This window comes from Pseudomonas medicaginis (genome assembly GCF_965119365.1).
Lineage (GTDB): Bacteria > Pseudomonadota > Gammaproteobacteria > Pseudomonadales > Pseudomonadaceae > Aquipseudomonas.
This window is the reverse complement of the sequence record NZ_OZ221631.1, coordinates 1686774-1712764: the sequence shown is the minus strand read 5'-3', so window position 1 is coordinate 1712764 and position 25991 is coordinate 1686774. Positions and strand designations below refer to the sequence as shown.

Below are 25991 nucleotides of genomic sequence, written 5' to 3'. Positions count from 1 at the left end.
GTTTGACGTCGGGTGAGTCGGAGTACATCGACCTGACGTGCCAAGGCAGTGTTCACCCTGAATCTGATTCGCCCCCACAAAAAAACGCCAGGCAAGCTGGCGTTTTTTTGATCAGGACGCGTTGTTAGCTGGCGCGTGCCTGGTTACGCAGGGCCTTGACCTGGTCATGGTTGCGTTGCACACCGTGGTACTGACGCTCAACCAGGTCACGAATACCGACTAGGTTGTGCTTGGTGATTTTCTCGAGCGCTTCCTTGTAGGCCTTGAGCGCATGGTCTTCGCCACGCTCGGCTTCGTTGAGCACCGCTTCTTCATCCTTGCCGGTGAACATGGATTTCACGTCCACCCAACGACGGTGCAGGTCACCAGCGACGCTGGTGGAGGTTTCCGGATCGCCGCCCAGGGAACGAACCGCCGCTTGCAGTTCGGCCGCAGCGGTCGCGCAATCCGCAGCACGTTGAACGAACAACGCCTTGAGTTGTGGATGCTTGATGTCTTCAGCGCAGGTCTTGAAGCCTTCCTGGCCATCCTTGCTGGTCTCGATCAGGTCGTTCAAGACGGAGATGGATTCTTTGTTGATGTCAGTCATTTTTCAGTTCCTTTGCTTGGTGAATAAAAAACCTGCAAGGGATGTTGCATCGGCCATGCCAGCCATCAATCTCAATAAAATCAGATAAAAATCAATCAGTTATCATTACAGCAAAAATCTGTATCCGCGTTATTTGCATGATCTGTCATTTGGCCTGCATGCAGAATGCCTGTATTTTCGAGGCAGGTTTGAATCAAGACGATTGCCATGAATCCGGAAAAGCTCGAATTGCTCGTCACGCGTCAAATGCCCTTCGGTAAGTACAAGGGTCGAATCCTCGCTGACCTGCCGGGTCAATACCTGAACTGGTTCGCTCGCGAGGGTTTTCCCAAAGGTGAACTGGGCGGCTTGCTGGCATTGATGCAGGAAATCGACCACAACGGTTTGTCCGACTTGCTGGACCCGCTACGCGCCAAACATGGCCTGCCCAAACCTCGCCATTGACTGACTGAGACCCGCCATGCCCGAGAACACGCTGCGCGCCCACGATGAAGCTTTCTGGCAAACCTTTGTCGACCGCTACGACATCGACCCCGCCGGGCCGCTCAACCTGGAAAACGGTTACTTCGGGCGTATGTCCCGCACCGTGGTGGAGGAATACCAGCGCAACATCGAGTTCATCAACCGGGGCAACTCGGTTTACGTGCGCCAGCATTTCGACCAGGAACGCGGCGAAGCGATTCGGCGGCAGGTGGCCCGGTTGATCCACGCCTCCCCCCAGAGCGTCGGGTTGGCCAGTAGCGCGGTGGATGCCCTGCAGACGTTGATTCGCAACTACAACGGCCTCAAGCCGGGCGATCAAGTGCTGATCTGTGACGTGGAATATACCTCGGTCAAAAGCGCCATGCGCTGGCTGGCCCGTCAGCGTGGCGCGCAAGTGATCGAAATCGTCCACCAGCACCCTGCCAGCTTCGAAAGCCTGGTGGGCACCTATCGCGAAGCGTTCATCCGCTACCCGCGCCTCAAGCTGATGGCGCTGACCTACGTCAACCACCTCACCGGACTGGTGATGCCGGTCCAGGCCATTGCCGAAAGCGCCCGGGAGTTTGCCGTCGATATCATCCTCGACGGTGCCCACGCCCTGGGCCAGATCGATGTCGACTTGAAGAAGCTTGGGATCGAATTCGCCGGGTTCAACCTGCAGAAATGGATCGGCGGCCCCCTCTCGCTGGGTTTCCTGTACATCGCCCCGCAGCGCTTGGCCGACATCGACCCGGACATGGACGAGGACAACTACCCCGCCACCGACGTCCGCTCACGCACGCCCCACAGCACGCCGAACATTCCGGCCTTGCTCACCCTGCCCCTGGTGTTCGAAGAACACCGGGCCCTGGGCGGCGCCTCGGCCAAGGGGGCGCGCCTGTGCTACCTGCGCGACCTGTGGGTGAAGGCAGTGCGCGACCTGCCGGGCATCGAAGTCATGACACCGGACGATCCGCGTCTCTACTGCGGCATCACCGCCATGCGTTTCACCGCCCACACCGACCAGCAGGCGATGGCTGACCGACTGCTCAATGAGCATGGGATCTTCACCGTGGTGCGCCAAACCAGCGTCGGGCCGTGCATCCGCATTACCCCAGGGTTGATTACCTTGGCGAGTGATATCGAACGGTTGACCGAAGCGCTGATCGACCTGAGCCGAACATAATTGTGGCGAGGGGATTTATCCCCGCTGGGTCGCGCAGCGGCCCCGTTGCTTTGGGCTCTGCTCCACAGCCCAGCGGGGATAAATCCCCTCGTCACAGGTCGGTGTTCAACTGGCACGATGCGGCGAATTTCAGGCAAAAAAAAACGGTGCGCCGACCAAGCGCACCGTAAAACCGTAGAACACCCAACGAGGTTCGGTAAAACAATCAGTCCAGCAGTGCCAAGGCCTCGGCGGTGCATTCCTGAATGCGGGCCCAGTCACCGTTCTTGATCCACTCCGGATCGAGCATCCAGCTTCCGCCCACGCACATCACGTTTTTCAACGCCATGTAGCTCTTGATGTTGGCTGGGCCCACGCCGCCGGTCGGGCAGAATTTCACTTCGCCGAACGGGCCGCCCAAGGCCTTGATAGCCGCGACGCCGCCACTGACTTCGGCCGGGAACAGTTTGAAGCGGCGATAGCCCAGGCCATAACCTTCCATGATCCCCGAAGCGTTGCTGATGCCTGGCAACAGCGGGATAGAGCTGTAGACGCTGGCCTCGAGCAAATCACGGGTGATGCCCGGGGTGACGATGAACTGCGAACCGGCGGCCTCGGCCGCGGCCAGCATGTGGCGATCGAGCACCGTGCCGGCGCCGGTCACCAGTTCCGGACGCTGCTCGCGCAGCACCTGGATGGCCTTGAGGCCATGTTGGGAACGCAGCGTCACTTCCAGCGCCGTCAGGCCACCGGCGGCCAAGGCATCGGCCAACGGCAGGATGTCCTGCTCACGGGCGATGGTGATCACCGGCAGGATCCGCGCCTTGGCGCAGAGACTGTCGATCAGGGCAACTTTGTCCGCCATGGAAACGGTCGGGGATGGGTTTGTCATAGCGGCTGATCCTTGGTTCATGGGCACCAGTAAATCTCTAACGTAGGTTGCAAAAACGCGCGGATCGGCATCTCGGCGACATCGTCACCCGCCACCGCGGCGTTCAGGGTGGTCAATTTCGACTGACCGGAAATCGACAGCACTTTGTGTTGCGCCGAGGCCAGCAAGGCACGGCTCATGGTCAGGCGCTGGTGCGGCACGGTCGGCGCCAGCATCGGCCAGCAGCGACGAGTGCCCTGGGCATCCAGGGCCTGGGCCAGGTTCGGGCTGTCGGGGAACAGCGAGGCGGTGTGCCCGTCATCGCCCATGCCCAATACCAGCACATCGATCGACGGCAGTTCGCCCAACAGGCGATCGGCCTGTTCGGCCGCCGCCTCCAGGTTGGCGCTGGGGCTGTAGAGGCTCAGGAACTGGGCCTTGGCCGCAGCGCCTTGCAGCAGGTAACGCTTGAGCAGGCCGGCGTTGCTGTCGGCATGTTCAACCGGCACCCAGCGCTCGTCCGCCAGGCTGACCACCACCTTGGACCAGTCCAATGCCTGCTTGGCCAGGTGCTGGAAAAACGCCACCGGGCTACGACCGCCCGACACCACCAGCACTGCCGTACCGCGCACGTCGATCGCCTCGCGCAGTTGCTCGGCCACCTTCAGGGCCAAGCCTTCAGCCAGCAGCACCGGGTTCTTGAATTCATGGGCGCTGACGCCCTGCGGCAGTTTCACTTCAGATATCGCCATACCATGACCTCCCATCCCGCGTGATCAGTGCAATGGAGCTCATCGGCCCCCAGGACCCGGCCGCATACGGCTTGGGCGCATCGCCGGATTTCTTCCAACCGGCGATCAACTGGTCACACCACGTCCACGCGGCTTCAATTTCATCTTTACGGACAAACAGGTTCTGATTGCCGTTCATGACTTCCAGCAACAACCGCTCGTAGGCATCGGGAATCCGTGCGCTGCGATAGGTGTCGGAGAAGTTGAGTTGCAGCGGACCGCTGCGCAATTGCATGCCCTTGTCCAGGCCCTGCTCCTTGGTCATCACCCGCAAGGAAATCCCTTCGTCCGGTTGCAGGCGGATGATCAGCTTGTTGCTGATCTGCAGGCGCTGCTCCGGGGCGAAGATGTAGTGGGACGGTTCCTTGAAGTGGATAACGATCTGCGACAGCTTCTGCGGCATGCGCTTGCCGGTACGCAGGTAAAACGGCACCCCGGCCCAGCGCCAGTTGCGGATATCGGCGCGCAGGGCGACGAACGTCTCGGTGTCGCTCTGGGTGTTGGAGTTGGGTTCTTCGAGGTAGCCAGGCACCGACTTGCCCTCGCTGTGACCGGCGATGTACTGGCCACGCACCACCTGGGTGGTCAAGCCTTCCGGGCTGATCGGCGCGAGGGCCTTGAGCACCTTGACCTTCTCGTCACGGATACTGTCGGCGGACAGATCGGCCGGTGGGTCCATGGCGATCAGGCACAGCAGCTGCAGCAGGTGATTCTGGATCATGTCGCGCAACTGGCCGGCCTTGTCGAAATAGCCCCAACGGCCTTCGATACCGACCTTCTCGGCCACGGTGATTTCCACGTGGGAGATGTAATTCTGGTTCCACTGGGTTTCGAACAGGCTGTTGGCGAACCGCAGTGCGATCAAGTTCTGGACCGTTTCCTTGCCCAGGTAATGGTCGATGCGATAGGTGCGGTTTTCCGGGAAGAACTGCGCCACGGCGTCGTTGACCTTGCGCGACGACTCCAGGTCCGAGCCAATGGGTTTCTCCAGCACCACCCGGGTGTTTTCGCTCAAGCCAACCTTCGCCAGGTTCTCGCAGATTGCCCCATACACCGCCGCCGGGGTGGCGAAATAGGCAATGACCTGCTGGGCCGAGCCGGCCGCTTCGGCCAGGGCGACATAATCGTCGGCCTTGAGGAAATCCACGTGCAGGTAGGTCAGTCGTGCCAGGAAGCGCTCGAACACGGCTTCGTCCAGGTCTTTTTCGCCCACGTAGCGACGCAGCTCGGCGGCGATGAATGCCAGGTGCTGTTGCTCGCCGCCGGGCTCACGGGCCAGCGCAATGATCCGCGTGTCCTCGTGCAGCAATTGGGCGCCGTCGAGCTGATACAGGGCAGGAAAGAGCTTGCGCAGGGCCAGGTCGCCCAACGCGCCGAACAAGGCGAAGGTGCACGGTTCAACCGTAATCGAAGGCATGATGTTTGTTCTTTTATCAAGTTAAACTACAAATACCTTTTTTCAAGGTATCACTCAAGGAAAAATGTAGTAATAACCACAACATTTTTCGAAAATACCGATTCCGAGTGGTGGTCCGCCGGAGCCATCAGTAGGATAGGCCACCGCAAAGGGTCGTATCAAAGACCCGTCTTCCTAGGAATCTTGTATGGACCGCGTGCGAAATTTACTGGAACAGATCCAGAGTCGCCTTGAAGACCTAAACAAGGCCGAACGCAAGGTGGCCGAGATCATCCTGCTCAACCCGCAGCAGGCGACCCGCTTCAGCATCGCCGCCCTCGCCCAGGCGGCTTCGGTCAGCGAACCGACCGTCAACCGCTTCTGCCGCTCGTTCGGCGTCAGCGGTTACCCGGAACTCAAGCTGCAATTGGCCCAGAGCCTGGCCAGCGGCGCCGCCTATGTCAGCCGCGCGGTGGAAGCCGATGACAACCCGGAAGCCTATACCCGCAAGATCTTTGGCAGTGCCATTGCCTCATTGGACAGCGCCTGCCAGGCCCTTGATCCCAATTTGATCAGTCGCGCCGTGGACCTGCTGATCCAGGCCCGGCAGATCCACTTCTTCGGCCTCGGCGCGTCCGCCCCGGTGGCCCTGGATGCCCAGCACAAGTTTTTCCGCTTCAACCTGGCGGTGACCGCTCATGCCGACGTACTGATGCAGCGGATGATCGCGTCGGTGGCCCATACCGGCGAGTTGTTCGTGATCATTTCCTACACCGGCCGCACTCGCGAACTGGTGGAAGTGGCACGCATCGCCCGGGAAAACGGCGCGTCGGTGCTGGGCCTGACCGCCGAAGGCTCGCCGTTGGCCAAGGCCAGCACCCTGAGCCTGAACATTCCCCTGCCCGAAGACACTGACATCTATATGCCGATGACCTCACGGATCATCCAACTCACCGTACTGGACGTGCTCGCCACTGGCATGACCCTGCGCCGAGGCGTGGATTTCCAGCCGCACCTGCGCAAGATCAAGGAAAGCCTGAACGCCAGCCGGTATCCGGTGGGGGATGAGTTCAACTGACCTGGCTTGAGTGCTTTATGGCCTGACAAGCCGTCATCGCGGAGCAAGCTCGCTCCCACACTGGATCTTTGGCGTTCACAAACCCCTGTGGGAGCGAGCTTGCTCGCGATGGGGCCGGCAGCCCCACCCACCTTCCTGAATCAAGCCCCTACCCACGCCTGCAAACTCAGGTGAGCCCGCTCCCCCGGCGCCAGGCACAGGCTGTCAGTGCCGCCGCTGGCCGCTTCGACACAGACGAATTCGCTGACCTCATCCCAACTCACCCCCAGCAACGGCCGTGCGCCGGGATGCCAGACCACAGTGTCGGCGCTGTCGCCAGTATCGATGCACAATTCACGCTGCCAGGCATGGTCCTTGAGCTGCAATTGCCCCTCATGCTGGAACACCCGCTGGCAGCCACCCTCGACCCGCAGCTCGCCTTCCTGCTGGCAAACCGCACGGTTCAACTGGTCGTAGCCCTGGGCGCCTTCGAGCCCAGACAGCGCTACCTCACCGACATCACCAATACGCCAATAGGCGTGCAAGGCCTGGCTCAGCTGACACGGCAGACTGTCCTGGTGCTCGGTGCTCAAACGCAGTTCCATGCGTTCACCCAGATGGGCATGCAGGTCCACTTGCCAGTCGCACAATTGCAGTTGCCAGTGCAAATGCACACCGTCTTCCTCACTGCGGCTGTCGAGCAGCTTCCAGTCGACCAACCGCGCCCAACCGTGGGACGGCCAGGCGTTTTCGCTGGGATGGCGGCCATACCACGGCCAGCACACCGGCACTCCGCCGCGGATCGCCCCGACTTGCGGCCACTTGGCCGCGCACCACAACCACGGCTTCTGGCCCCGCGGCTGGAAATGCAGCAACTGCGCGCCCTGGCGACTGAACACCGCCTGACACAACGGATGATCGATCACCAATACATCGCGCTGCCGATAGCGCTCCCACGCGAACACAGGACGTTCGCGCAAGGATCTGAAAAAGCGTTGTAGCGGATGCTCATGCATGGGCCGCGGTCCTGGAAATCATTGAACTCTCAATTGACACGACAGTTTTTGTGGCGAGGGGATTTATCCCCGCTGGACTGCGAAGCAGTCCCAAAGCAGTGAACTGAGACACCGAGGCGCCTGTGTCAGGGCCGCTACGCGGCCCAGCGGGGATAAACCCCCTCACCACAGGTCCTGCACCAGCCATGTGCCCCAAAAAAAAGCGGACAGCCTTGGCTGTCCGCAAATATGCGCACATAGAGAGGAGCTTATCGCAACAGCGTTAGAACACCGACTGAATTTTCAGGCCGGCCACCAGCGCGTTGTCGACTTCATCCACGCCACCCGGGTGGGTGATGTACTGCAGGTTGGGACGTACGGTCAGCCAGTTGGTAACGTGGACACCGTAGTTGAGCTCGTAGTTGTACTCGGTGCTACGCAGCGGTGCGAACAACGGATCGTTGTAGTCGGTGACGCCATTGGCAGCGTTGGTCAACTCGGCGTTTTTCTTCACGTCGTCGTTGACATGGATGCGCGAGAAACCGATCCCGATGTCATCTTTAGGACGCGCATCGAACGGCCCCTTGTACACGAACATCAACGACTGGTAGTTGTCGACGATGTTGGTGTCCTTGTCGTGGAACGTCGCGTTGGCCGCGATGTTCAGGCCGCGGGACGCATCACCGTTGTGGGTGGTGAGCTGTTGCTGCGCCACGAACCAGTAGCCGTGCTTGCTGTTGTGACTGCGATAGGCGTTCTGGGTGGTCGCGGCATCGTCGCCATTGTCATCCTCGCGGACGTCATTGGCATCGGCCGTGCTCTTGTAGTAACCGACGCGGTATTCGCCCGGCAGGCTGTTGACCTTCGGCGACCAGACCAGCTCGACCGGGATGACGGTGCCCTTGGTGCCGCTGCCGCTGAGCTTGAAGCCGTTGCCGTGTTCCAGTTGCGAAGGGTTCTGGTTGTAGGCACCGATCTGTGCATAGAACTCAGGCGTGAGGTTGTACTTCACGCGGATCGCCGCCTGGCTGACGGGCCAGTTGTACCAGATGTTGGTGGCCCAGTTACCCACCTGGGAGCCGCAGAACGCCAGGTTCTGGAACTCGCAAGGGAAGGTGTTGAAGTCTTCGCCTTCGCCGAAATAACCGGCCTTCACGTCCAGTTTGCCGTCGAGGAACTGATGCTTGATCCACAGTTGGGTCAGACGGACCATGTGACCACGGCCGTAGACTTCCTGGGAAGAACTCAAGGTCCCGGCACGCGGGTCGCCGACACGGTCATTGGAGATGTTTTCACCGTTACGATTGGTCAGCTGGATCTTGGCCTGGGTGTTATCCCAGCCCCACAGTTTTTCCAGGTCCAACGCCACGCCCAGACCAAACTGGTCGGCATAGCGCGCTGTCTTGTCGTTGTTGTAGCCACCGTGCAGGTTGCCACCCACTTCACCGACATAGTCAGCCTTGATATCGATACCCTGCTCGATCAGCTTGGTCCGTTCACCGCCCCAGTCGCCCGTCATCCACTGCGAGTCGGCGCTGAACGCCTCGGCCGCGTGGGCGCTACCGGCCAGCATCATCGCCGCAACGGCTGATAACTGGCAGATAAGTTGGGCGTTGTTTTTCTTTTTCATCCCTACATCCTCGTCTTTATTTATTGTTATTAACTGTTTTTATCTAACGCGGTTTACAACGATTGCGACGGATGTCCCCACCCACCGCATACTCTTTTTATTGGAAGCAAGCTTGTGTGGAAGCTGACCTTGCTCCCACCCGCCCCTCCCACACGTGTTCTTCACCGACCTTTGAACTGCGCTACGTTCCCACTCGGCGCATCTGTTTGCGGCTGGCCGGCCACGCCCAGGCGTTCGCCGGACTGGGCGTCGAACAGCAGCACCTTCGACGGATCGAATTGCAGCGTCAGGTTTTCCCCCGGTTGCGGTGCCACGTCCGGCGCCAGGCGGCAGCAGACCTTGGTGTCGTTGAGGTTGACGAATACCAGGGTGTCCGGCCCGGTCGGCTCGGTGACCTGGACTTCAGCGCGAATGGTGGGCAAGCCATTGGGCGCGCTGCCGGCCAACGCGATCTGTTCCGGACGCAGGCCAAGAATCACTTCGCGATCTTCCAGGCCGGCATCCTGCATGCCCAGCGGCAGCTCGCAACGGGCCTGGCCGCTGTCGAGCAACGCCAGCAGGCGACCGTCCTTGCGTTGCAGGCGCAGCGGGATGAAGTTCATCGGCGGCGAGCCGATGAAGCTCGCCACGAACAGGTTGGCCGGGTTGGTGTAGATGTCTTTCGGGGTGCCGAACTGCTGGATGATCCCGTCCTTCATTACCGCCACTTTGTCGCCCAGGGTCATGGCTTCGATCTGGTCGTGGGTCACGTAGACCGTGGTGGTCTTCAGGCGCTGGTGCATCAGCTTCATTTCGGTGCGCATCTCGACCCGCAGCTTGGCGTCGAGGTTGGACAGCGGCTCGTCGAACAGGTAGATCTTCGGCCGCCGCGCCAGGGCCCGGCCCATGGCCACGCGCTGTTGCTGGCCGCCGGAAAGCTGGCCGGGCTTGCGGTTGAGCAGGTGTTCGATCTGCAGCAACTTGGCCACCCGGGTGACTTCCTCGTCGATGGCCGACTGGGCCATCTTGCGGATCTTCAGGCCGAACTCGATGTTCTCGCGCACGCTCATGGTCGGGTACAGCGCGTAGGACTGGAACACCATGGCGATGTCACGGTCCTTCGGGCTCATGCCACTGACATCCTGGTCGCCGATCATGATCGCGCCGCCGGTAATGGTCTCGAGGCCGGCGATGCAGTTCATCAGCGTCGACTTGCCGCAGCCCGAAGGACCGACCAGGATCAGGAACTCACCGTCCTTGATCGACAACTCGATGTTCTTCAGGGTGTCCGGCAGGCCGGCACCATAGGTCTTGTTCACGTTGCGAAGTTCAAGCGTTGCCATGATTACCCCTTGACTGCGCCGGCCGTCAGGCCGCGCACGAAATACTTGCCTGCGACCACATAGACCAGCAGGGTCGGCAGCCCGGCGATCATCGCCGCCGCCATGTCCACGTTGTATTCCTTGGCCCCGGTACTGGTGTTGACCAAGTTGTTAAGCGCCACCGTGATGGGCTGCGAATCACCGCTGGAGAACACCACGCCGAAGAGGAAGTCGTTCCAGATCTGCGTGAACTGCCAGATCAGGCAAACCATGATGATCGGGGTCGACATCGGCAGGATGATCCGCCGGAAAATGGTGAAGAACCCTGCACCGTCCAGTCGCGCCGCCTTCACCAGTGCATCGGGAATGCTGACGTAGTAGTTGCGGAAGAACAGCGTGGTGAACGCCAGGCCGTAGACCACGTGCACGAACACCAGGCCGGTGGTGGTACTGGCCAGGCCCATCTTGCCGAGGGTGAACGAGGCCGGCAGCAGGACAGTCTGGAACGGCAGGAAGCAGCCGAACAGCAACAGGCCGAAGAACAGCTGCGAACCGCGAAAACGCCACATCGACAACACGTAGCCGTTCAAGGCACCGATGGCGGTAGAGATCAGCACCGCCGGGACGGTGATCTTGATCGAGTTCCAGAAATAGCCGTCCACCGTGGCCCAGGCCTTGACCCAGCCGATGCCGCTGACCACGGTCGGCCAGCTCAGCAGGTTGCCGGTGCTGATGTCTTCCGGTGTCTTGAAGCTGGTCAACAGCATGACCACCAACGGCACCAGGTAAAGCACCACGGCGAGGATCAACACCGCGTAGATCGCGATCCGACTCAAGCTGATGGAAGGTTTGGCAGCGAGACTAGTCATGACGCTTGGTCCTCAGCTCGGAGTACAGGTAAGGCACGATGATTGCGAGAATCGCACCGAGCATCAGGATTGCACTGGCCGAGCCCATGCCCATCTGGCCGCGGCTGAAGGTGAACGAATACATGAACATCGCCGGCAGGTCGGAGGAATAACCCGGGCCGCCGGCCGTCATCGCCGCCACCAGGTCGAAGCTCTTGATCGCGATGTGCGCCAGGATCATCACGGCGCTGAAGAACACCGGACGCAGGCTCGGCAGCACCACTTTCCAGTAGATGCGCGGCATGCTCGCACCATCGATCTGCGCGGCACGGATGATCGATTGATCGACACCCCGCAGGCCGGCCAGGAACATCGCCATGATGAAACCCGAAGCCTGCCATACCGCCGCGATCACCAGGCAGTACACCACGCGATCCGGATCGATCAGCCAATCCAGGCGGAAGCCTTCCCAACCCCAGTCACGCAACAATTTGTCCAGGCCCATGCCCGGGTTGAGCAGCCATTTCCAGGCCGTACCGGTGACGATCATCGACAGCGCCATCGGGTACAGGTAAATGGTGCGGATAAAACCTTCGCGACGAATGCGCTGGTCGAGAAACACCGCCAGCAGCACGCCGATCACCAGGGTGATGCCAATGAACAGGCCGCCGAACAGCGCCAGGTTCTTGCTCGCTACCCACCAGCGGTCGTTGTCCATCAGCCGGGCGTATTGCGCCAGGCCTGCCCATTTGTAATTCGGCAGGAACGTCGAAGTGGTGAACGACAGGACGAACGTCCACAAGATATAGCCATAGAAGCCCACCAGGACGATGAACATGCTCGGCGCCAGCACCAGTTTCGGGAGCCAGCGTTGCAATGCATCGAACGGCGAGGCCTTGCTGAACACAGCAACAGAACTCATGGGAAGATCCAAAACAAGGTTACAAGGGCAATCCCTTTGTGGGAGCGAGCTTGCTCGCGATAACAGTGTGTCAGTGACTCATCTGCTGCCTGACACTTCGCTATCGCGAGCAAGCTCGCTCCCACAAGGGACCGGGACTGCGGCGCTAGTTACTTCGCTGACTGAACCGCTGCGCCCAGTTTCTTGGCGGCATCGGCAGGGTCGGCTTTCGGGTCGTTGATGTAGTTGGTCACCACATCGAAGAACGCACCTTGTACGGCCAGCGTGGTCGCCATGTTGTGCGCCATGCTTGGTTGCAGGCCGCCGGACTTGGCGTCCGCCAGGAAGTCCTTGGCCGCGGTCTGGGCGCAGGAATCGAAACCGTACTTGGTCATGTCGCCCAGCATGTCGTTGCGCACCGGGATCGAGCCTTTGTTGATGCTGAAGACTTTCTGGAAGTTCTCACCCAACACGACCTTGGCGATATCCTGCTGGCCAGCCGCAGTGCCTTCGTCCTTCTGCTTGAACACCGCCAGGGAGTCGATGTTGTAGGTGAAGGCTTTGTCGGTGCCCGGGAAAGCCACGCACTCGTAGTCCTTGCCGGCGACTTTCTTCGCCGCGGTCCACTCGCTCTTGGCCCAGTCACCCATGATCTGCATGCCGGCCTTGCCGTTGATGACCTTGGCCGCTTCCAGGTTCCAGTCCTGGCCCTTGCCATCGGCGTCCATGTAGGTCGCGACTTTCTTCAGCTCGGTCAGCGCCTTGACCATTTCCGGACCGGTCAGGGCCTTATTGTCCAGGTCGACCAGGGCCTTCTTGTAGCCATCGGCGCCCATGACCGAGAGCACCACGGCTTCGAACACGGTGCTGTCCTGCCAAGGCTGGCCACCGTGGGCAAGCGCGATGAAACCCGCGGCCTTGAGTTTGTCGCCGGCCGCGTAGAACTCTTCGAGGGTGGTTGGGTTCTTGGTGATGCCGGCTTTCTTGAAGACTTCCGGGTTGATCCACAGCCAGTTGACGCGGTGGATGTTCACCGGCACGGCGACGTAGTCACCTTCGTACTTCACGGTATCGGAGACTTTCTTGTCGAGCAGGCTGTCCCACTTCTCGGCCTTGGCAACGTCCTTGAGGATGTCGGTGTCGAGCAGCCCGGTGGACGCCCATTCCTGGATGTCCGGGCCCTTGATCTGGGCGACACCCGGTGGGTTGCCGGCCACGGCACGGCTCTTGAGCACGGTCATGGCAGTGGAACCGCCACCCCCGGCGACAGCGCCGTCTTTCCAGGTAAAGCCGTCTTTTTCTACCTGGGCCTTGAGCACATCGACCGCGGCTTTTTCGCCACCCGACGTCCACCAGTGGACGACTTCCACGGAACCTTTGGATTCGGCGGCAAGGGTGGTGACAGGGAAGGCTGCGACGGGAAGCAGGGAAGCAAGAGAAATGACAGTAGCGAGGCGAGAAATCGCATTCATCTAGAATTACCTTTCTTGTTGTTATGCATGCAAGTCTGGTGCTTGCGCTGCATGGATTCTAATCAGAGGGAATCCCTTCGCAGGTAACGAAGGGACGTGCAAATGTCACGACATGGTTACACAGGCGAAGGGCTGGATAACCGCGCCAGGGCTGACGCCATGCTCGGTGCCAGGGGCAGGCGCGGAATCAAGACCGCCTGCCAGGCGTGATACAGGTCCGGCTTGCCCGGCCAGATATCGGCACTGGGGCGGTTTTGCGGATCGAGTTCGTGATGCCAGCTGCCGTTGCAGCGATCAATGAAATGTTTGTCACAGAACGCCCAGAAGCACCGGTACCAGGCTTCGTACTTCGCCTCGTCGGTACGCTTGAGCAAGGCGCTGGCAGCGGCCGCCGCTTCGGCGTGGACCCAATGCAGACGGTGGCGAACCACGGCGCGGTTGTCCCAGTCCAGGGTGTAGACAATGCCCGGCGCGCCATCGACGTCCCAGCCATGGCGACAGTTCTGGTCGAAGAGTTTTTGCGCGTCCTGGGCCAGCCACCCCGGGGTCAGCATGCCGATCTGGACCCGCGCGGCCTCAAGGTGCAGCAACAGCCGCGCCCATTCGAAACCGTGGCCGGGCGTGGTCCCGTAAGGGCGGAAACCATCGGCGGGATTGTCCTGGTTGTATTCGCGCAGGGGCTGCCAGTGGCGGTCGAAATGCTCCACCACCAGGTAGTCGTTGGCGGCGGCATGGCCGTGGATTACCCGCTCGACGATACGCAGGGCACGGGCCAGCCAACGCGGATCGTCGGTGGCATCGGCCAGGGCGAGGAAGGCTTCGGTGGCGTGCATGTTGCTGTTGGCGCCGCGATAGGCTTCTTCCTCGCTCCAGTCGCGGTTGAAGGATTCACGCAGGGCGCCCTCCTCCTCGCTCCAGAAACGCTCGTCGATGATCCGCACCGCGTCGTCCAGCAACGCCGAGGCGCCGGGACGCTGGGCCACCACCGCGGAACTGGCCGCCAGGGCAACGAATGCATGCAAATAGGCCGCCTTGCCCGCGCCGTCTTCATCAGGCCGTGTCGTGGCGAACCAGCCACCGTGTTCGGCGTCGCGCAAGGGGCCGTTGAGGGCCTGGATACCGTGGTCCACCAACTCGGCGAAACCCGGCAGGCCCTGGATGTGAGCCATGGCGAAGCTGTGGGTCATGCGCGCGGTGTTCATGGTCTCGGCCCGGGCATCGGCCGGCAGGTGGCCGCGCTCGTCCAGGTTGCCAAAGCCGACCGGCAGCTTCGACGCCTTGGCGAACGCCAGCAGCCGCAAGCCTTCGTCGGCGAGCCATTGCTGGTGGGCAGGGGCGTTCAGCCAACTGCTGAAGGCCGGTTGGAAGGTGTCCATCGGGGTACCTTTTTTGTTGTTTTGACGCAGGGAGTCTAAACAAGGGAGGGTGGGCGGCAGGTAACGAAAGGGGCGAGTTATGTCACCGAGTTGTGACATTTACCTGGGAGAGGCGTTGAGGTTACTGGCGCCATCGCGAGCAAGCTCGCTCCCACAGTGGACGTCATGGAGCACCGATCTCCTTGTGGGAGCGAGCTTGCTCGCGATGAACGATAACGCGGTCTGATCAATCCACACTGCGGGGCAACTGCAACGTCACCCGCAACCCCCCTTCACGCAGGTTCTGCAGGCTCACCTCGCCGCCATGGCTGTGGGCGATGTTGCGAGCGATGCCCAGGCCCAGGCCATAGCCCTGCTGTTGCCCGGCCAGGCGAAAGTGCGGCTCGAAGACTTGCTCCAGGCGCTGCTCCGGCACGCCCGGCCCTTCGTCGTCGACGTGCAGGATGAAGGCGCTTTCATCGTCGTCGATGTGCAGGTGGGCGTTCTGCCCGTATTTCAAGGCGTTGTCGATCAGGTTGCCGATGCAGCGCTTGAGGGCCAGCGGCTTGCCGGGATACGGCGCCAGCGCCCGACCATCCTGGGTCACCCGGCCGTTGCCGTTGGGCGCCAGGTAAGGCTCGACCAGGCAATCGAGCACATGGTTGAGGTCCACCGACTCGATGTTTTCGTGGATGTCGGTGTCCTTGACGCATTGCAGCGCACCTTTGACCAGCAGCTCCAGCTCATCCAGATCACGGCCGAACTTGGCTTGCAGGTTTTCATCCTCCAGCAGCTCGACCCGCAACCGCAATCGGGTGATCGGTGTGCGCAAATCGTGGGAAATCGCGCTGAACAACTGGCTGCGCTCCGTCAGGTAACGGCTGATGCGTTCGCGCATGGCATTGAACGCCCGCCCCACTTCCACCACTTCGCTGCCACCGCCCTCGGCCAGCGGCTCTACTTCGGCGCCCAGGGACATGTCCCGCGCGGCCCGGGCCAGGCGCTTGAGGGGCCGGCTCTGCCAGTGCACCAGCAAACCGATGAACAGCAACAACAGGCTGCTGGTGAGCACGATGAATCCGACCTGTTGCGCGGGCAGGTCCTGTTCTTCGAGGCTGGTGTAAGGTTCAGGCAACAGTGAAGCGATGTACAACCACTCTCCCGGCGCCATCTGGATCTGCGTGACCAGCACCGGCGGATTCACCGGCTCCAACGTCAGGGCATAGTGGGCCCACGAACGGGGGAGTTCATCGAGCTTGAGCCCGGCGTTGAAAATCCGCAGGTCGTCGGGGCTGACAAAATTCACCGAGATATCGGCGCTATTGCCCAAGGAGCGACGCAGCACATCGTCCACCGCCTTGAGCACCGCCAGCTTGCGCGGCGTCACCGGCAGCACGTCCATGCCCAGGGGTTTGTCGTTGAGGGTGACGACGAACCGCGTACCGCCCATGCTGCGCAACTGGTCCAGCACCAATGGCCGGTACGCCACCGGCAGCGAACGCAAATAACTGACGCTGGCGGTCATCGAATGGGCCAGGCTGCGGGCACTGGTGACCAGACCTTCGAGCTGGGTGGCACGCAGTTGCGAAACCCAGATCAGGCTGGACAGGGTCTGGGCGAACAGCACCACCAGCAAGGTCAGCAGCAGCATCCGGCCCAGCAACGAGCGCGGTACCGGCACCCGCCGGGCGGCCTTCCTGATCCAGTCAATGACCATTGCTGGCAACCACACTGGCCGCCAGCTGGTAACCGCTGCCGCGCACCGTGCGAATCAGCCGTGGCGGCTTGTCGGTGTCACGCAGCCGCTGGCGCAAACGACTGACCGCCATGTCGACGATCCGGTCCAGGGGCATCAATTCACGGCCACGGGTCGCATTGCCAATGGTGTCGCGATCGAGGATTTCCTGGGGATGGTCGAGAAACAGTTTGAGCAGGGCGAAGTCGGCACCGGAGAGAATCACTTCTTCGCCGTCGGCGTGGAACAGCCGATGGCTGACCATGTCCAGCCGCCATTCATCGAAGGCCAGCACTTCACCACCGGCGCGCTCCTGGCCGAATTGCGCCCGGCGCAGCAACGCCTTGATGCGCGCCTGTAATTCACGCGGGCTGAAGGGCTTGCCCAGGTAGTCATCGGCGCCCAGCTCAAGGCCGATGACCCGGTCGGCCTCGTCGGAACTGGCAGTGAGCATGATGATCGGCACATGGGCCTGGCGTGGATGCTGGCGAACCCAGCGGCAAAGGCTGAAGCCGTCTTCATCGGGCAGCATGACATCGAGAATCACCAGGTCGCTTGGCGCATCGTTAAACGCCTGGCGAAACCCGGCACCGTCGGGCGTGGTCCGCACCTGGAACCCTGCACGGCTGAGGTAGGTGTCCAGCAGTTCGCGAATCTCCTGGTCGTCGTCGACCAACAAAATCGATTTGTTTACTGAACTCACAGGGCCGCGTCCTTGTTGTTTGGATTAGAGCGGATTATGCCTGATGGAGAAAGCCTACAAACACACCACAAAAACTCTGTGGGAGCGAGCTTGCTCGCGATAGCGGTGCATCAGCCAAGAACAATGGCGACTGATACTCCACTATCGCGAGCAAGCTCGCTCCCACAGGGGATCACCTTTCAAACTGGGGCCGACTGCTCCAACGCCACGCCCGCCCCCATCAGGCCGGAGTACGGCGCGGTGACCAGCCAGACCGGAATGCCCTTGAAGTAATCGCTCATGCACCCCTTGTCGGCGAAACAACGGGCGAAACCGCTTTCCAGGAAGAAGTCGGCAAACCGCGGGACCACCCCGCCGACGATGTAGACGCCGCCGCGCCCACCGACCGTCAGCACGTTGTTGCCAGCCACGCGCCCCAGCCAGCGGCAGAACTGTTCGAGCACTTCCAGGGCGATGGGGTCACCAGCCAGGCCGGCGGCGGTGATGGATTCGGGTGTATCGAGCACCGGCTCATGGCCCTCCACTGCGCAAATGGCCCGGTACACCCGAGGCAAACCGCTGCCGCTCAAGGCGGTTTCGGCGCTGACGTGACCAATCTCGTTGTAGATGTGCTGCCAGAGCTGGGTTTCCCGCGGACTGCTCATCGGCAGGTCGACATGGCCCCCCTCCCCCGGCAACGCCGCGAACCGACCTTCGCCGAGGTCCAGCAGCGTTCCCACGCCCAGCCCGGTGCCCGGCCCGATCACCACGGCCGGACGCATCGGCTCCGGAGTACCCTCGCACACGACGCGGTATTCATCGGGACGCAAACGGGTCATGCCCAGGGCCATGGCCGAGAAGTCGTTGACCAGCAACAACTTCTCCACCTGCAGGGTCTCGCAGAACGAAAGGTTGCTCAGGCGCCAGTGGTTGTTGGTGAAACGAAAGGTGTCGCCGCCCACCGGCCCCGCCACCGACAGGCACACCGAGCCGATGGCCCCCGGCGCCATGCCCAGGCCAGCCAGGTAGACCTTGATGGCGTCTTCCGGGCAGGCGTAATCCGCGGTGGGCAGCACCTGGATGTTTTCCAGGTTATGGTTCTTCCACAACGCGAAACGTGCGTTGGTCCCACCGATGTCACCGACCAAAGCCAGTTTCAATTAAGCGTCTCCAGGGCAGATGTGAAGGCGCTGGCGCCCTGCTCCGCCGAGCTGAAGGCCATGCGCATGAAACCGAACAGCTCGCGACCCGTGCCAATGTTGTTGCCCAACAGGCCCTTGGCCGGCTCGCGCGCGGCGAATTCCTCGGCGTCGACCTTCAATTCCAAGGTGCCTTTGACGCCATCGACACGGATGATATCGCCCTCTTGCACCCGGGCCAACGCACCACCGACATAGGCTTCGGGGCTGACATGAATGGCCGCCGGGATTTTCCCCGACGCGCCGGACATGCGCCCGTCGGTCACCAGCGCCACTTTGAAGCCCCGGTCCTGCAGCACCCCGAGGAACGGGGTCATCTTGTGCAGCTCAGGCATGCCATTGGAACGCGGGCCCTGGAAGCGCATCACCGCGACGAAATCCTTCTCCAGCAACCCGGCCTTGAACGCGTCCGCCAGGTCCTGTTGATCCTGGAAGACCATGGCCGGCGCTTCGACAATCTGGTTTTCCAAGGCCACGGCCGAGACCTTCATCACCCCGCGCCCCAGGTTGCCTTCCATCACCCGCAACCCGCCCTCTGGCGAGAAGGCACGGGCCACCGGGCGCAGGATGTTTTCGTCGAGGCTTTCGATCGGGCCGTCGCGCCACACCAGCTCGCCATCCTCGAGGAACGGCTCCTGGGTGTAGCGGCTCAGGCCGTGACCGAGCACGGTGTTGACGTTTTCATGAAGCAAACCGGCTTCCAGCAACTCACGGATCAGGAACGACATGCCGCCCGCCGCCTGGAAGTGGTTGATGTCGGCCTTGCCGTTCGGGTAGACGTGGCTCAGGGTCGGCACCACCTCGGAGAGGTCGGCCATGTCCTGCCAGGTCAGCTGGATACCCGCCGCCATGGCGATGGCCGGCATGTGCAGGGTGTGGTTGGTGGAGCCGCCGGTGGCGTGCAGCGCGACGATGGAGTTGACCAGCGAGCGTTCGTCGACGATTTCGCCGATGGGCATGAAGTTGCCGCTTTGCTTGGTCAGGCGCGTCACCTGGAACGCCGCTTCGCGGGTCAGGGCATCGCGCAGGGGCGTGTTCGGGTTGACGAACGAGGCGCCCGGCAAGTGCAGCCCCATCACTTCCATCAGCAACTGATTGGTGTTGGCGGTGCCGTAGAAGGTGCAGGTGCCGGGGCTGTGGTAGGACTTCATCTCCGATTCCAGCAGCTCTTCGCGGGTGGCCTTGCCTTCGGCGTAGCGCTGGCGCACGTCGGCTTTTTCCTTGTTGGAAATGCCCGAGACCATCGGCCCGCCGGGTACGAAGATCGTCGGCAAATGACCGAAACGCAGCGCGCCCATCATCAGGCCCGGGACGATCTTGTCGCAGATGCCGAGCATCAGTGCGCCGTCGAACATGTTGTGGGACAGCGCCACCGCCGTGGAGAGCGCGATCACTTCGCGGCTCGGCAGGCTCAGTTCCATCCCCGCCTCGCCCTGGGTCACGCCATCGCACATCGCCGGCGTGCCACCGGCGAACTGGCCGACCGAGCCGATTTCGCGCAGGGCTTTCTTGATCTGTTCCGGGAAGGTTTCGTAGGGCTGGTGGGCCGAGAGCATGTCGTTATAGGACGACACGATGGCGATGTTGGCGGCGTTCATCATCCGCAGGTGGTGTTTGTCTTCGCTGCCGCAACCCGCCACGCCATGGGCGAAGTTGGCGCACTGCAACTTGCCGCGCGTCGGACCGTCGCTGGCCGCACCGCGGATCAATGCAAGGTAAGCCTCACGCGTGGCGCGGCTGCGGGCGATAAGCCGTTCGGTGACCTCAAGAACGCGGGGATGCATGTGTAGAACTCCAGGCTAACGGGTGTGGCGACCTGATTGTCTATGCTGGTCAAAAGCCCGCTGCACGCTGTGTGGAAGGCGAGGCGACAGACGGTTTTTGACCACTCGGACCAGTTGATTCAGGTCACTCGTTGTAGATAAAACAAAATATTGCCACTAAAAAGGCTTGTTTTCTATTTTTATGCGAATAATCTTGTAATTCCAACAACAAATCGACGGCGGCGCAGTTAATGACTCTTCGAATCGCAATCAATGGTTTTGGCCGCATCGGCCGCAACGTCCTCCGTGCACTGTATACCCAAGGCTATCGTCGCGACCTGCAGATCGTCGCCATCAACGATCTGGGTGACAGCGCGATCAATGCCCATCTGCTCAAGTTCGACACCGTGCATGGCACCTTCGATGCCGACGTCCAGCACGACCACGAAAGCCTGACGGTCAATGGCGACCGCATCTCGGTCAGCGCGATCCGCAACCCGGCCGAACTGCCCTGGGCCGCCGAGAAGATCGACGTCGTGTTCGAATGCACCGGCCTGTTCACCGACCGTGCCAAGGCAGCCGCCCACATCAGCGCCGGTGCCCGCAAAGTGATCATCTCGGCCCCGGCCAAGGGCGCCGATGCCACCGTGGTGTATGGCGTGAACCACGACATTCTGCGCCAGTCCCACCAGATCATCTCCAACGCGTCGTGCACCACCAACTGCCTGGCCCCGGTGGCCCAGGTGCTGCACCGCGAGCTGGGCATCGAAAGCGGCCTGATGACCACCATCCATGCCTACACCAACGACCAGAACCTGACCGACGTCTACCACAGCGACCCCTACCGCGCCCGTTCGGCCACCCAGAACATGATCCCGAGCAAGACCGGCGCCGCCGAAGCGGTGGGCCTGGTGCTGCCGGAACTGGCCGGCAAGCTGACCGGCATGGCGGTGCGTGTACCGGTGATCAACGTGTCCCTGGTCGACCTCACCGTGCAGCTCAAGCGCGAAGCGTCGGCCGAAGAAGTCAACGAACTGCTGCGCCATGCCAGCCAGCATTCGAAGATCCTCGGCTACAACACCCTGCCGCTGGTCTCCAGCGATTTCAACCACAACCCGCTGTCGTCGATCTTCGACGCCAACCACACCAAGGCCAGCGGCAAGCTGCTCAAGGTACTGGCCTGGTATGACAACGAATGGGGCTTCTCCAACCGCATGCTGGATAACTGCCTGGCGTTGTGCAACGCCGAGTAACTGACACGGCAGTATCGAGCTTTTCTGTGGGAGCGAGCTTGCTCGCGATAGCGGTGTATCAGCCAGCATCAATGGCGACTGATGCTCCGTCATCGCGAGCAAGCTCGCTCCCACAGGGTTACGCTTTGTGAAATGAATGAAGACTTGACCCGCCCTCTAGATGATAAGCATTATCATCTACTCGAACCGGATCGGGCCCTACCGTGAGTCAATCGCGCTTTCATCACATCTTCCTCGCCCAGCGCACGCCGCTGCTGCGCACCCTCGAGCGCATGGTCAGCAACCCCAGTACCGCCGAAGACCTGCTTCAGGAAACCTACCTGCGCGTCACCCGCGCATTGGGCGAACGCACGGTCGAGCACCTCGAACCCTTTGTTTTCCAGACCGCCCGCAACCTGGCGCTGGACCATCTGCGTGCCCGACGCATCCAATCCCGGACCCTGCTGGATGACGTCCCGCTGGAGGTCGTTCACAACGTTGTCGCCCCCCAGAGCAGCGCCGAGGATGCCGCCCACGCCCAACAACTGCTCGAGCGCCTGGATGTCAGCCTGCAAGCCTTGAGCCCGCGACAACAGCAGATCTTCATCCTCAGCCGCCTGCATGGCCACAGTTACCAGGAAATCGCCGAACGGCTGGACGTGTCCCTGAGCACGGTGCAAAAGGAACTGAAACTGATCATGTCGATCTGTGTGGGTGTGGCTGAACGCAACCCATGAACTTCACGCTGCGTACAGGCTTGCCTCCTACTGCCTGCGGCTTGTAGCTTGTGCGGGCCGCCAACAAGAGAACCCACCGTGACGGACACCTCCCCTTCTCCTGAGCCGACGCCGGAAACCGCCCATGCCATGGAGCAGGCGCTGGACTGGCTGATCCTGCTGGACAGCCCCAGCGAGGAGCAGACCCAGCAATTCCAGGCCTGGCTGGCGGCCGATCCACGCCACGGCGAAGCGTTTGCCCGGGCCCAGGCGATCTGGAACGGCCCACAGGTGAAGGAAAGTGCCCGTCGCCTTGAAACCACGCCCAAGGTCACCGCGCTGTCGCGCATGCGAGCCCACTGGAAGCCCCTGGCCACCGCCGCCGTGCTGTTTCTCGGCCTGTTCAACTTCAGCGACCTGCCCCTGCATTTCCAGGCCGATCACCTGACGGTGGTCGGTGAGCGCCAGCGCCTGCAATTGGAAGACGGCTCCAAGGTCCTGCTCAACACCGACTCGGCGTTCTCCAGCACGTTCAACGAACAACGGCACGTGGCCCGTCTTTACAAAGGCGAGGCCTTCTTCGAAGTTCCGGCCAACCGTACCCTGGCGCTGGAAATCGATGCCGGCCCGGTCACCGCCCGCGTCAGCGACACCACGTTCGCCGTGCGTTACCTCGACGGCGTGGCCCAGGTCCAGGTGCAACGCGGCGATGTGGACCTGCGGGCCAACCGCAACGACACCCATGTGCGGTTGTCGGCCGGCGAAAGCATCCGCATCGGCCCCAATGGCTTCGACCGTCCCGCCCGGCTCGATGCCAACACAGACCTGGCCTGGGTCCAGGGGCGACTGGTGTTCGAGAACCGGCCGCTGAGCCAGGTACTGGCCGAACTGCGCCGCTACTACCCCGGCTGGATCATCAACGGTAACGAACAGTTGGCCAACGTCGCGGTGACCGGTAATTACCGCCTCGATCAGCCGCTGGACGTGGTCCGTTCCCTGGCCCACATCACCTCGGCGCGGCTTCAGGAGTTCCCGGCGCTGGTGATCCTTAACTGAATGAGAATTATTTTTACTCGATAGGCTCCGCTGGTTCGTCTCGTTATAGCCAATGCAATTGATTCGCATCCAGCAATGTGAATCTGCACCTATAACAGATGCGACACGGAGCGCTATCGATGTCCTCTCGCCTTACTTGCCGGTTTCTTGCCCCCTCCTGCACGCTGTCACTGCTCACCGCCGCCATCCTGATGGCCGGCATTGCGCCGCTCGCCCTGGCCGCGAACACCGTACAACCGCCTGCACGCAACATGGGCGACTACACCTTTGCCATCGCCCGGCAACCCTTGGTCTCGGCCCTGAATGCATTCACCGCGGTCACCGGCTGGCAAGTCGGCATGCCGGCGGAACTGGCCGAAGGCGTCGCGTCACCGGGTGTGAACGGCTCGCTGCCCGCCGAAAAAGCCCTGGAGCGCCTGTTGCTGGGGACCCACCTGGGCTACCGCAAACTGGGCGACAACAGCATCGTCCTGGAAAAGCGCAACAGCGGCAGCGCGCTGGAGTTGCAGCAGGTGACCATCAGCGCTACCCGCCAGGAACAGGACATCACCAGCGTACCGAGCACGGTCACCGTCCACGACCGTCAGGCACTGAACCGCCACAACGTCAATACCCTCAAGGACCTGGTGCGCTATGAACCGGGCGTATCGGTGGGCGGTGCGGGCCAGCGCGGCGGCATCAGCGACTACAACATTCGCGGCATCGACGGCAATCGGATCCTGACCCAGGTCGACGGCGTGGAAATCCCCGGAGGGTTCTTCAACGGCCCCTACGCCAAGACCCAGCGCAACTACGTCGATCCGGAAATCATCAAGCGCGTGGAAATCCTGCGCGGCCCGGCCTCGGTGCTGTACGGCAGCAATGCCATCGGCGGTGCCGTCAGCTACTTCACCCTCGATCCGGACGACATCATCAAGCCGGGCCAGGACGTTGGCGCCCGCCTGAAGACCGGCTACAGCTCCGCCGACGAGAGCTGGCTCAAGTCCGCCACCGTCGCCGGCCGCAGCGGCCCCTTCGACGGACTGCTGCACTACAGCCAGCGCGACGGCCACGAAACCGAATCCTACGGCAGCCACAACGGTACCGGCCTGGACCGCACCGCTGCCAACCCGCAAGACGTACGCGCCAACAACGTGCTGGCCAAGCTCGGCTGGAACTACAGCGACGACGCACGCCTTGGCCTGGTCTACGAGAAATACAAGGACGACCGCGACAGCGACCTGAAAAGCGCCTACGGCGGCCCCTACGCCAACGGTCAGCCGGCGATCCCCGACTTTGTGCTGCCCGGCGGCATGTACCAGTGGCGCACCGGCAACGACACCATCACCCGCGAGCGTTTCGGCCTGGAGCACAGCTTCGCCCTCGATAGCCTGCTGGCCGATCACATCAAGTGGAGCCTGAATTACCAGGTCGCCAAGACCGACCAGAGCACCGCCGAGTTCTACTTCCCCATCACCCGCCAGGTCCTGCGCACCCGGGAGACCCTCTATGAAGAGAAACAGTGGGTCTTCGACGCGCAACTGGACAAGGCCTTCAGCGTCGCCGACACCGATCACGCGCTGACTTACGGCACCACCCTCAAGCAACAGAAAGTCACCGGCTCGCGCAGCGGCAATGGTGTGTGCCTGGCAGTTGGCGTCGGTTGCTCCGCGGTAGGCGCCATCAGCACCCGCGACGTGCTGGCAAAAGCCAGTGATTTCCCGGACCCGACCATCAATACCTACAGCCTGTTCGCCCAGGACCAGATCAGTTGGGACAACTGGACCTTCACGCCAGGCCTGCGCTACGACTACACCCGACTCAAGCCGCACCTGACCGAGGCGTTCCTCGACACCGTGGACCCTACCGGCGGCGGTACAGTCAGCGGCAAGGACAAGACCTGGCATCGCGTCTCACCCAAGTTCGGCCTGACCTATGCCTTGAGTGATGAGTACACCTGGTACGGCCAGTACGCCGAAGGCTTCCGCACCCCGACCGCCAAGGCCCTGTACGGTCGTTTCGAGAACACCGACGCCGGCTATAGCGTAGAACCCAACTCCGATCTGGAACCGGAAAAAAGCAAGAGCTACGAGACCGGCCTGCGCGGTCGTTTCGATTCCGGCTCGTTCGACGTGGCGGTGTTCTACAACAAGTACCGCGACTTCATCAACGAAGATGCCATCACCCCCGGCGCCGACCAACTGACCTTCCAGAGCAACAACATCAAGCACGCCACCATCAAGGGTGCCGAGGCCAGGGGACGCTTGGAACTGGACGTGTTTGGCGCACCGAAGGGCTTGTACACCCAAGGCTCGGTGGCCTACGCGTACGGTCGCAACAACGACACCGGCGAGCCGCTCAACAGCATCAACCCGCTGACCGGCGTGTTCGGCCTGGGCTACGACCAGGACCACTACGGCACCTTGCTCAGTTGGACCCTGGTCAAGAAAAAGGACCGCGTCGACGACAGCAACTTCAACTCGCCTGATGGCGTGAGCAGCCAGTTCAAGACACCGGGCTTCGGCATCCTCGACCTGAGCGGTTTCTACAAGGTGACCGACGACGTAACCGTCAGTGGCGGCCTCTACAACCTCACCGACAAGAAGTACTGGCTGTGGGATGACGTGCGCGGCTACGACAGCGTCGGCGAAGCGGCGGTGTTGAGCCCCGCCAACCTCGATCGCCTGACCGCGCCCGGGCGTAACTTCGCGGTGAACCTGATCTGGGATATCTGATCCAGCGCTCAGGCAAAGCAACGACCTGCGGCGAGGGGATTTATCCCTTCGCCACAATGCT

At 61.8% G+C, this 25991-nt stretch carries 22 protein-coding genes; 7 read left to right on the top strand and 15 right to left on the bottom strand.

The window, feature by feature from the left end; all coding sequences use genetic code 11:
• Positions 1–124: 124 nt before the first annotated feature.
• Positions 125–589, bottom strand: coding sequence for a ferritin-like domain-containing protein (locus ACMTA2_RS07565; protein WP_003198561.1), 465 nt, complete (start codon positions 587–589; stop codon positions 125–127).
• 207 nt (positions 590–796) lie between these two features.
• Between ACMTA2_RS07565 and ACMTA2_RS07560 the strand changes: the two genes are divergently transcribed.
• Together ACMTA2_RS07560 and ACMTA2_RS07555 are read left to right on the top strand one after the other, a co-directional pair.
• Positions 797–1033 (top strand): DUF3820 family protein, encoded by a 237-nt coding sequence (locus tag ACMTA2_RS07560; protein ID WP_053119117.1) that lies wholly within the window; start codon positions 797–799, stop codon positions 1031–1033.
• A gap of 16 nt (positions 1034–1049) precedes the next feature.
• Entirely contained in the window at positions 1050–2237 is a 1188-nt protein-coding gene (locus ACMTA2_RS07555) for an aminotransferase class V-fold PLP-dependent enzyme (RefSeq protein ID WP_413794350.1), read from the top strand.
• A gap of 205 nt (positions 2238–2442) precedes the next feature.
• Here ACMTA2_RS07555 and ACMTA2_RS07550 read toward each other — a convergent pair whose 3' ends face one another.
• Genes ACMTA2_RS07550 through zwf form a run of 3 tightly spaced genes read right to left on the bottom strand, consistent with a single transcriptional unit; the run spans position 2443 to position 5295 of the window.
• Entirely contained in the window at positions 2443–3108 is a 666-nt protein-coding gene (locus ACMTA2_RS07550; RefSeq protein ID WP_413794349.1) for a bifunctional 4-hydroxy-2-oxoglutarate aldolase/2-dehydro-3-deoxy-phosphogluconate aldolase, read from the bottom strand.
• A 17-nt stretch (positions 3109–3125) separates the two neighbouring features.
• Entirely contained in the window at positions 3126–3839 is a 714-nt protein-coding gene (gene pgl / locus ACMTA2_RS07545; RefSeq protein ID WP_413794348.1) for a 6-phosphogluconolactonase, read from the bottom strand.
• Positions 3826–5295, bottom strand: coding sequence for a glucose-6-phosphate dehydrogenase (zwf, locus tag ACMTA2_RS07540; RefSeq protein ID WP_413794347.1), 1470 nt, complete (start codon positions 5293–5295; stop codon positions 3826–3828). Before zwf ends, pgl begins: the two co-directional genes overlap by 14 nt.
• 196 nt (positions 5296–5491) lie before the next feature.
• On the opposite strand from zwf, the gene ACMTA2_RS07535 reads away from it, so the two are divergent.
• Entirely contained in the window at positions 5492–6352 is an 861-nt protein-coding gene (locus ACMTA2_RS07535) for a MurR/RpiR family transcriptional regulator (protein WP_170842276.1), read from the top strand.
• Between the two features lie 140 nt (positions 6353–6492).
• On the opposite strand, the gene ACMTA2_RS07530 is transcribed toward ACMTA2_RS07535, so the two are convergent.
• The 11 genes from ACMTA2_RS07530 to edd all read right to left on the bottom strand — a co-directional run bounded on the left by ACMTA2_RS07530 (position 6493) and on the right by edd (position 20233).
• Positions 6493–7347, bottom strand: coding sequence for a D-hexose-6-phosphate mutarotase (locus ACMTA2_RS07530; protein WP_413794346.1), 855 nt, complete (start codon positions 7345–7347; stop codon positions 6493–6495).
• Between the two features lie 262 nt (positions 7348–7609).
• A complete protein-coding gene (locus ACMTA2_RS07525) occupies positions 7610–8956 on the bottom strand; it encodes a carbohydrate porin (protein ID WP_413794345.1) in 1347 nt (448 codons plus the stop codon).
• Between the two features lie 161 nt (positions 8957–9117).
• Entirely contained in the window at positions 9118–10278 is a 1161-nt protein-coding gene (locus ACMTA2_RS07520) for an ABC transporter ATP-binding protein (protein ID WP_413794344.1), read from the bottom strand.
• 2 nt (positions 10279–10280) lie between these two features.
• On the bottom strand, positions 10281–11126 hold the full coding sequence (locus tag ACMTA2_RS07515; protein WP_053182577.1) for a carbohydrate ABC transporter permease: 846 nt from the start codon (positions 11124–11126) through the stop codon (positions 10281–10283).
• Positions 11119–12027 carry a carbohydrate ABC transporter permease gene (locus tag ACMTA2_RS07510; RefSeq protein ID WP_003198535.1) on the bottom strand — a complete coding sequence of 303 codons (909 nt, stop codon included), beginning with the start codon at positions 12025–12027 and terminating at the stop codon, positions 11119–11121. Before ACMTA2_RS07510 ends, ACMTA2_RS07515 begins: the two co-directional genes overlap by 8 nt.
• A gap of 149 nt (positions 12028–12176) precedes the next feature.
• A complete protein-coding gene (locus tag ACMTA2_RS07505; RefSeq protein ID WP_413794343.1) occupies positions 12177–13478 on the bottom strand; it encodes an ABC transporter substrate-binding protein in 1302 nt (433 codons plus the stop codon).
• 116 nt (positions 13479–13594) lie between these two features.
• The gene (locus tag ACMTA2_RS07500; RefSeq protein ID WP_413794342.1) at positions 13595–14854 is read right to left on the bottom strand and encodes a D-mannose isomerase; all 1260 of its coding nucleotides are present in this window, start codon (positions 14852–14854) and stop codon (positions 13595–13597) included.
• 226 nt (positions 14855–15080) lie between these two features.
• On the bottom strand, positions 15081–16550 hold the full coding sequence (locus ACMTA2_RS07495; RefSeq protein WP_413794341.1) for an ATP-binding protein: 1470 nt from the start codon (positions 16548–16550) through the stop codon (positions 15081–15083).
• Positions 16540–17271, bottom strand: coding sequence for a response regulator (locus tag ACMTA2_RS07490; RefSeq protein ID WP_413794340.1), 732 nt, complete (start codon positions 17269–17271; stop codon positions 16540–16542). The genes ACMTA2_RS07495 and ACMTA2_RS07490 overlap by 11 nt, the downstream gene beginning before the upstream one ends.
• Positions 17272–17450: 179 nt before the next feature.
• Positions 17451–18410 carry a glucokinase gene (locus ACMTA2_RS07485; RefSeq protein WP_413794339.1) on the bottom strand — a complete coding sequence of 320 codons (960 nt, stop codon included), beginning with the start codon at positions 18408–18410 and terminating at the stop codon, positions 17451–17453.
• Positions 18407–20233 carry a phosphogluconate dehydratase gene (edd, locus tag ACMTA2_RS07480; RefSeq protein ID WP_413794338.1) on the bottom strand — a complete coding sequence of 609 codons (1827 nt, stop codon included), beginning with the start codon at positions 20231–20233 and terminating at the stop codon, positions 18407–18409. Before edd ends, ACMTA2_RS07485 begins: the two co-directional genes overlap by 4 nt.
• 230 nt (positions 20234–20463) lie before the next feature.
• Between edd and gap the strand changes: the two genes are divergently transcribed.
• From gap to ACMTA2_RS07460, 4 genes are all read left to right on the top strand, one after another.
• Complete coding sequence (gene gap / locus ACMTA2_RS07475) at positions 20464–21465, top strand: type I glyceraldehyde-3-phosphate dehydrogenase (RefSeq protein WP_003184623.1); 1002 nt, start codon at positions 20464–20466, stop codon at positions 21463–21465.
• A 203-nt stretch (positions 21466–21668) separates the two neighbouring features.
• On the top strand, positions 21669–22181 hold the full coding sequence (locus tag ACMTA2_RS07470; RefSeq protein ID WP_413794337.1) for an RNA polymerase sigma factor: 513 nt from the start codon (positions 21669–21671) through the stop codon (positions 22179–22181).
• A gap of 78 nt (positions 22182–22259) precedes the next feature.
• Positions 22260–23216, top strand: a complete 957-nt coding sequence (locus ACMTA2_RS07465; RefSeq protein ID WP_413794336.1) for a FecR family protein — start codon at positions 22260–22262, stop codon at positions 23214–23216.
• 119 nt (positions 23217–23335) lie between these two features.
• A complete protein-coding gene (locus ACMTA2_RS07460) occupies positions 23336–25930 on the top strand; it encodes a TonB-dependent receptor (RefSeq protein ID WP_413794335.1) in 2595 nt (864 codons plus the stop codon).
• Positions 25931–25991: the final 61 nt, after the last annotated feature.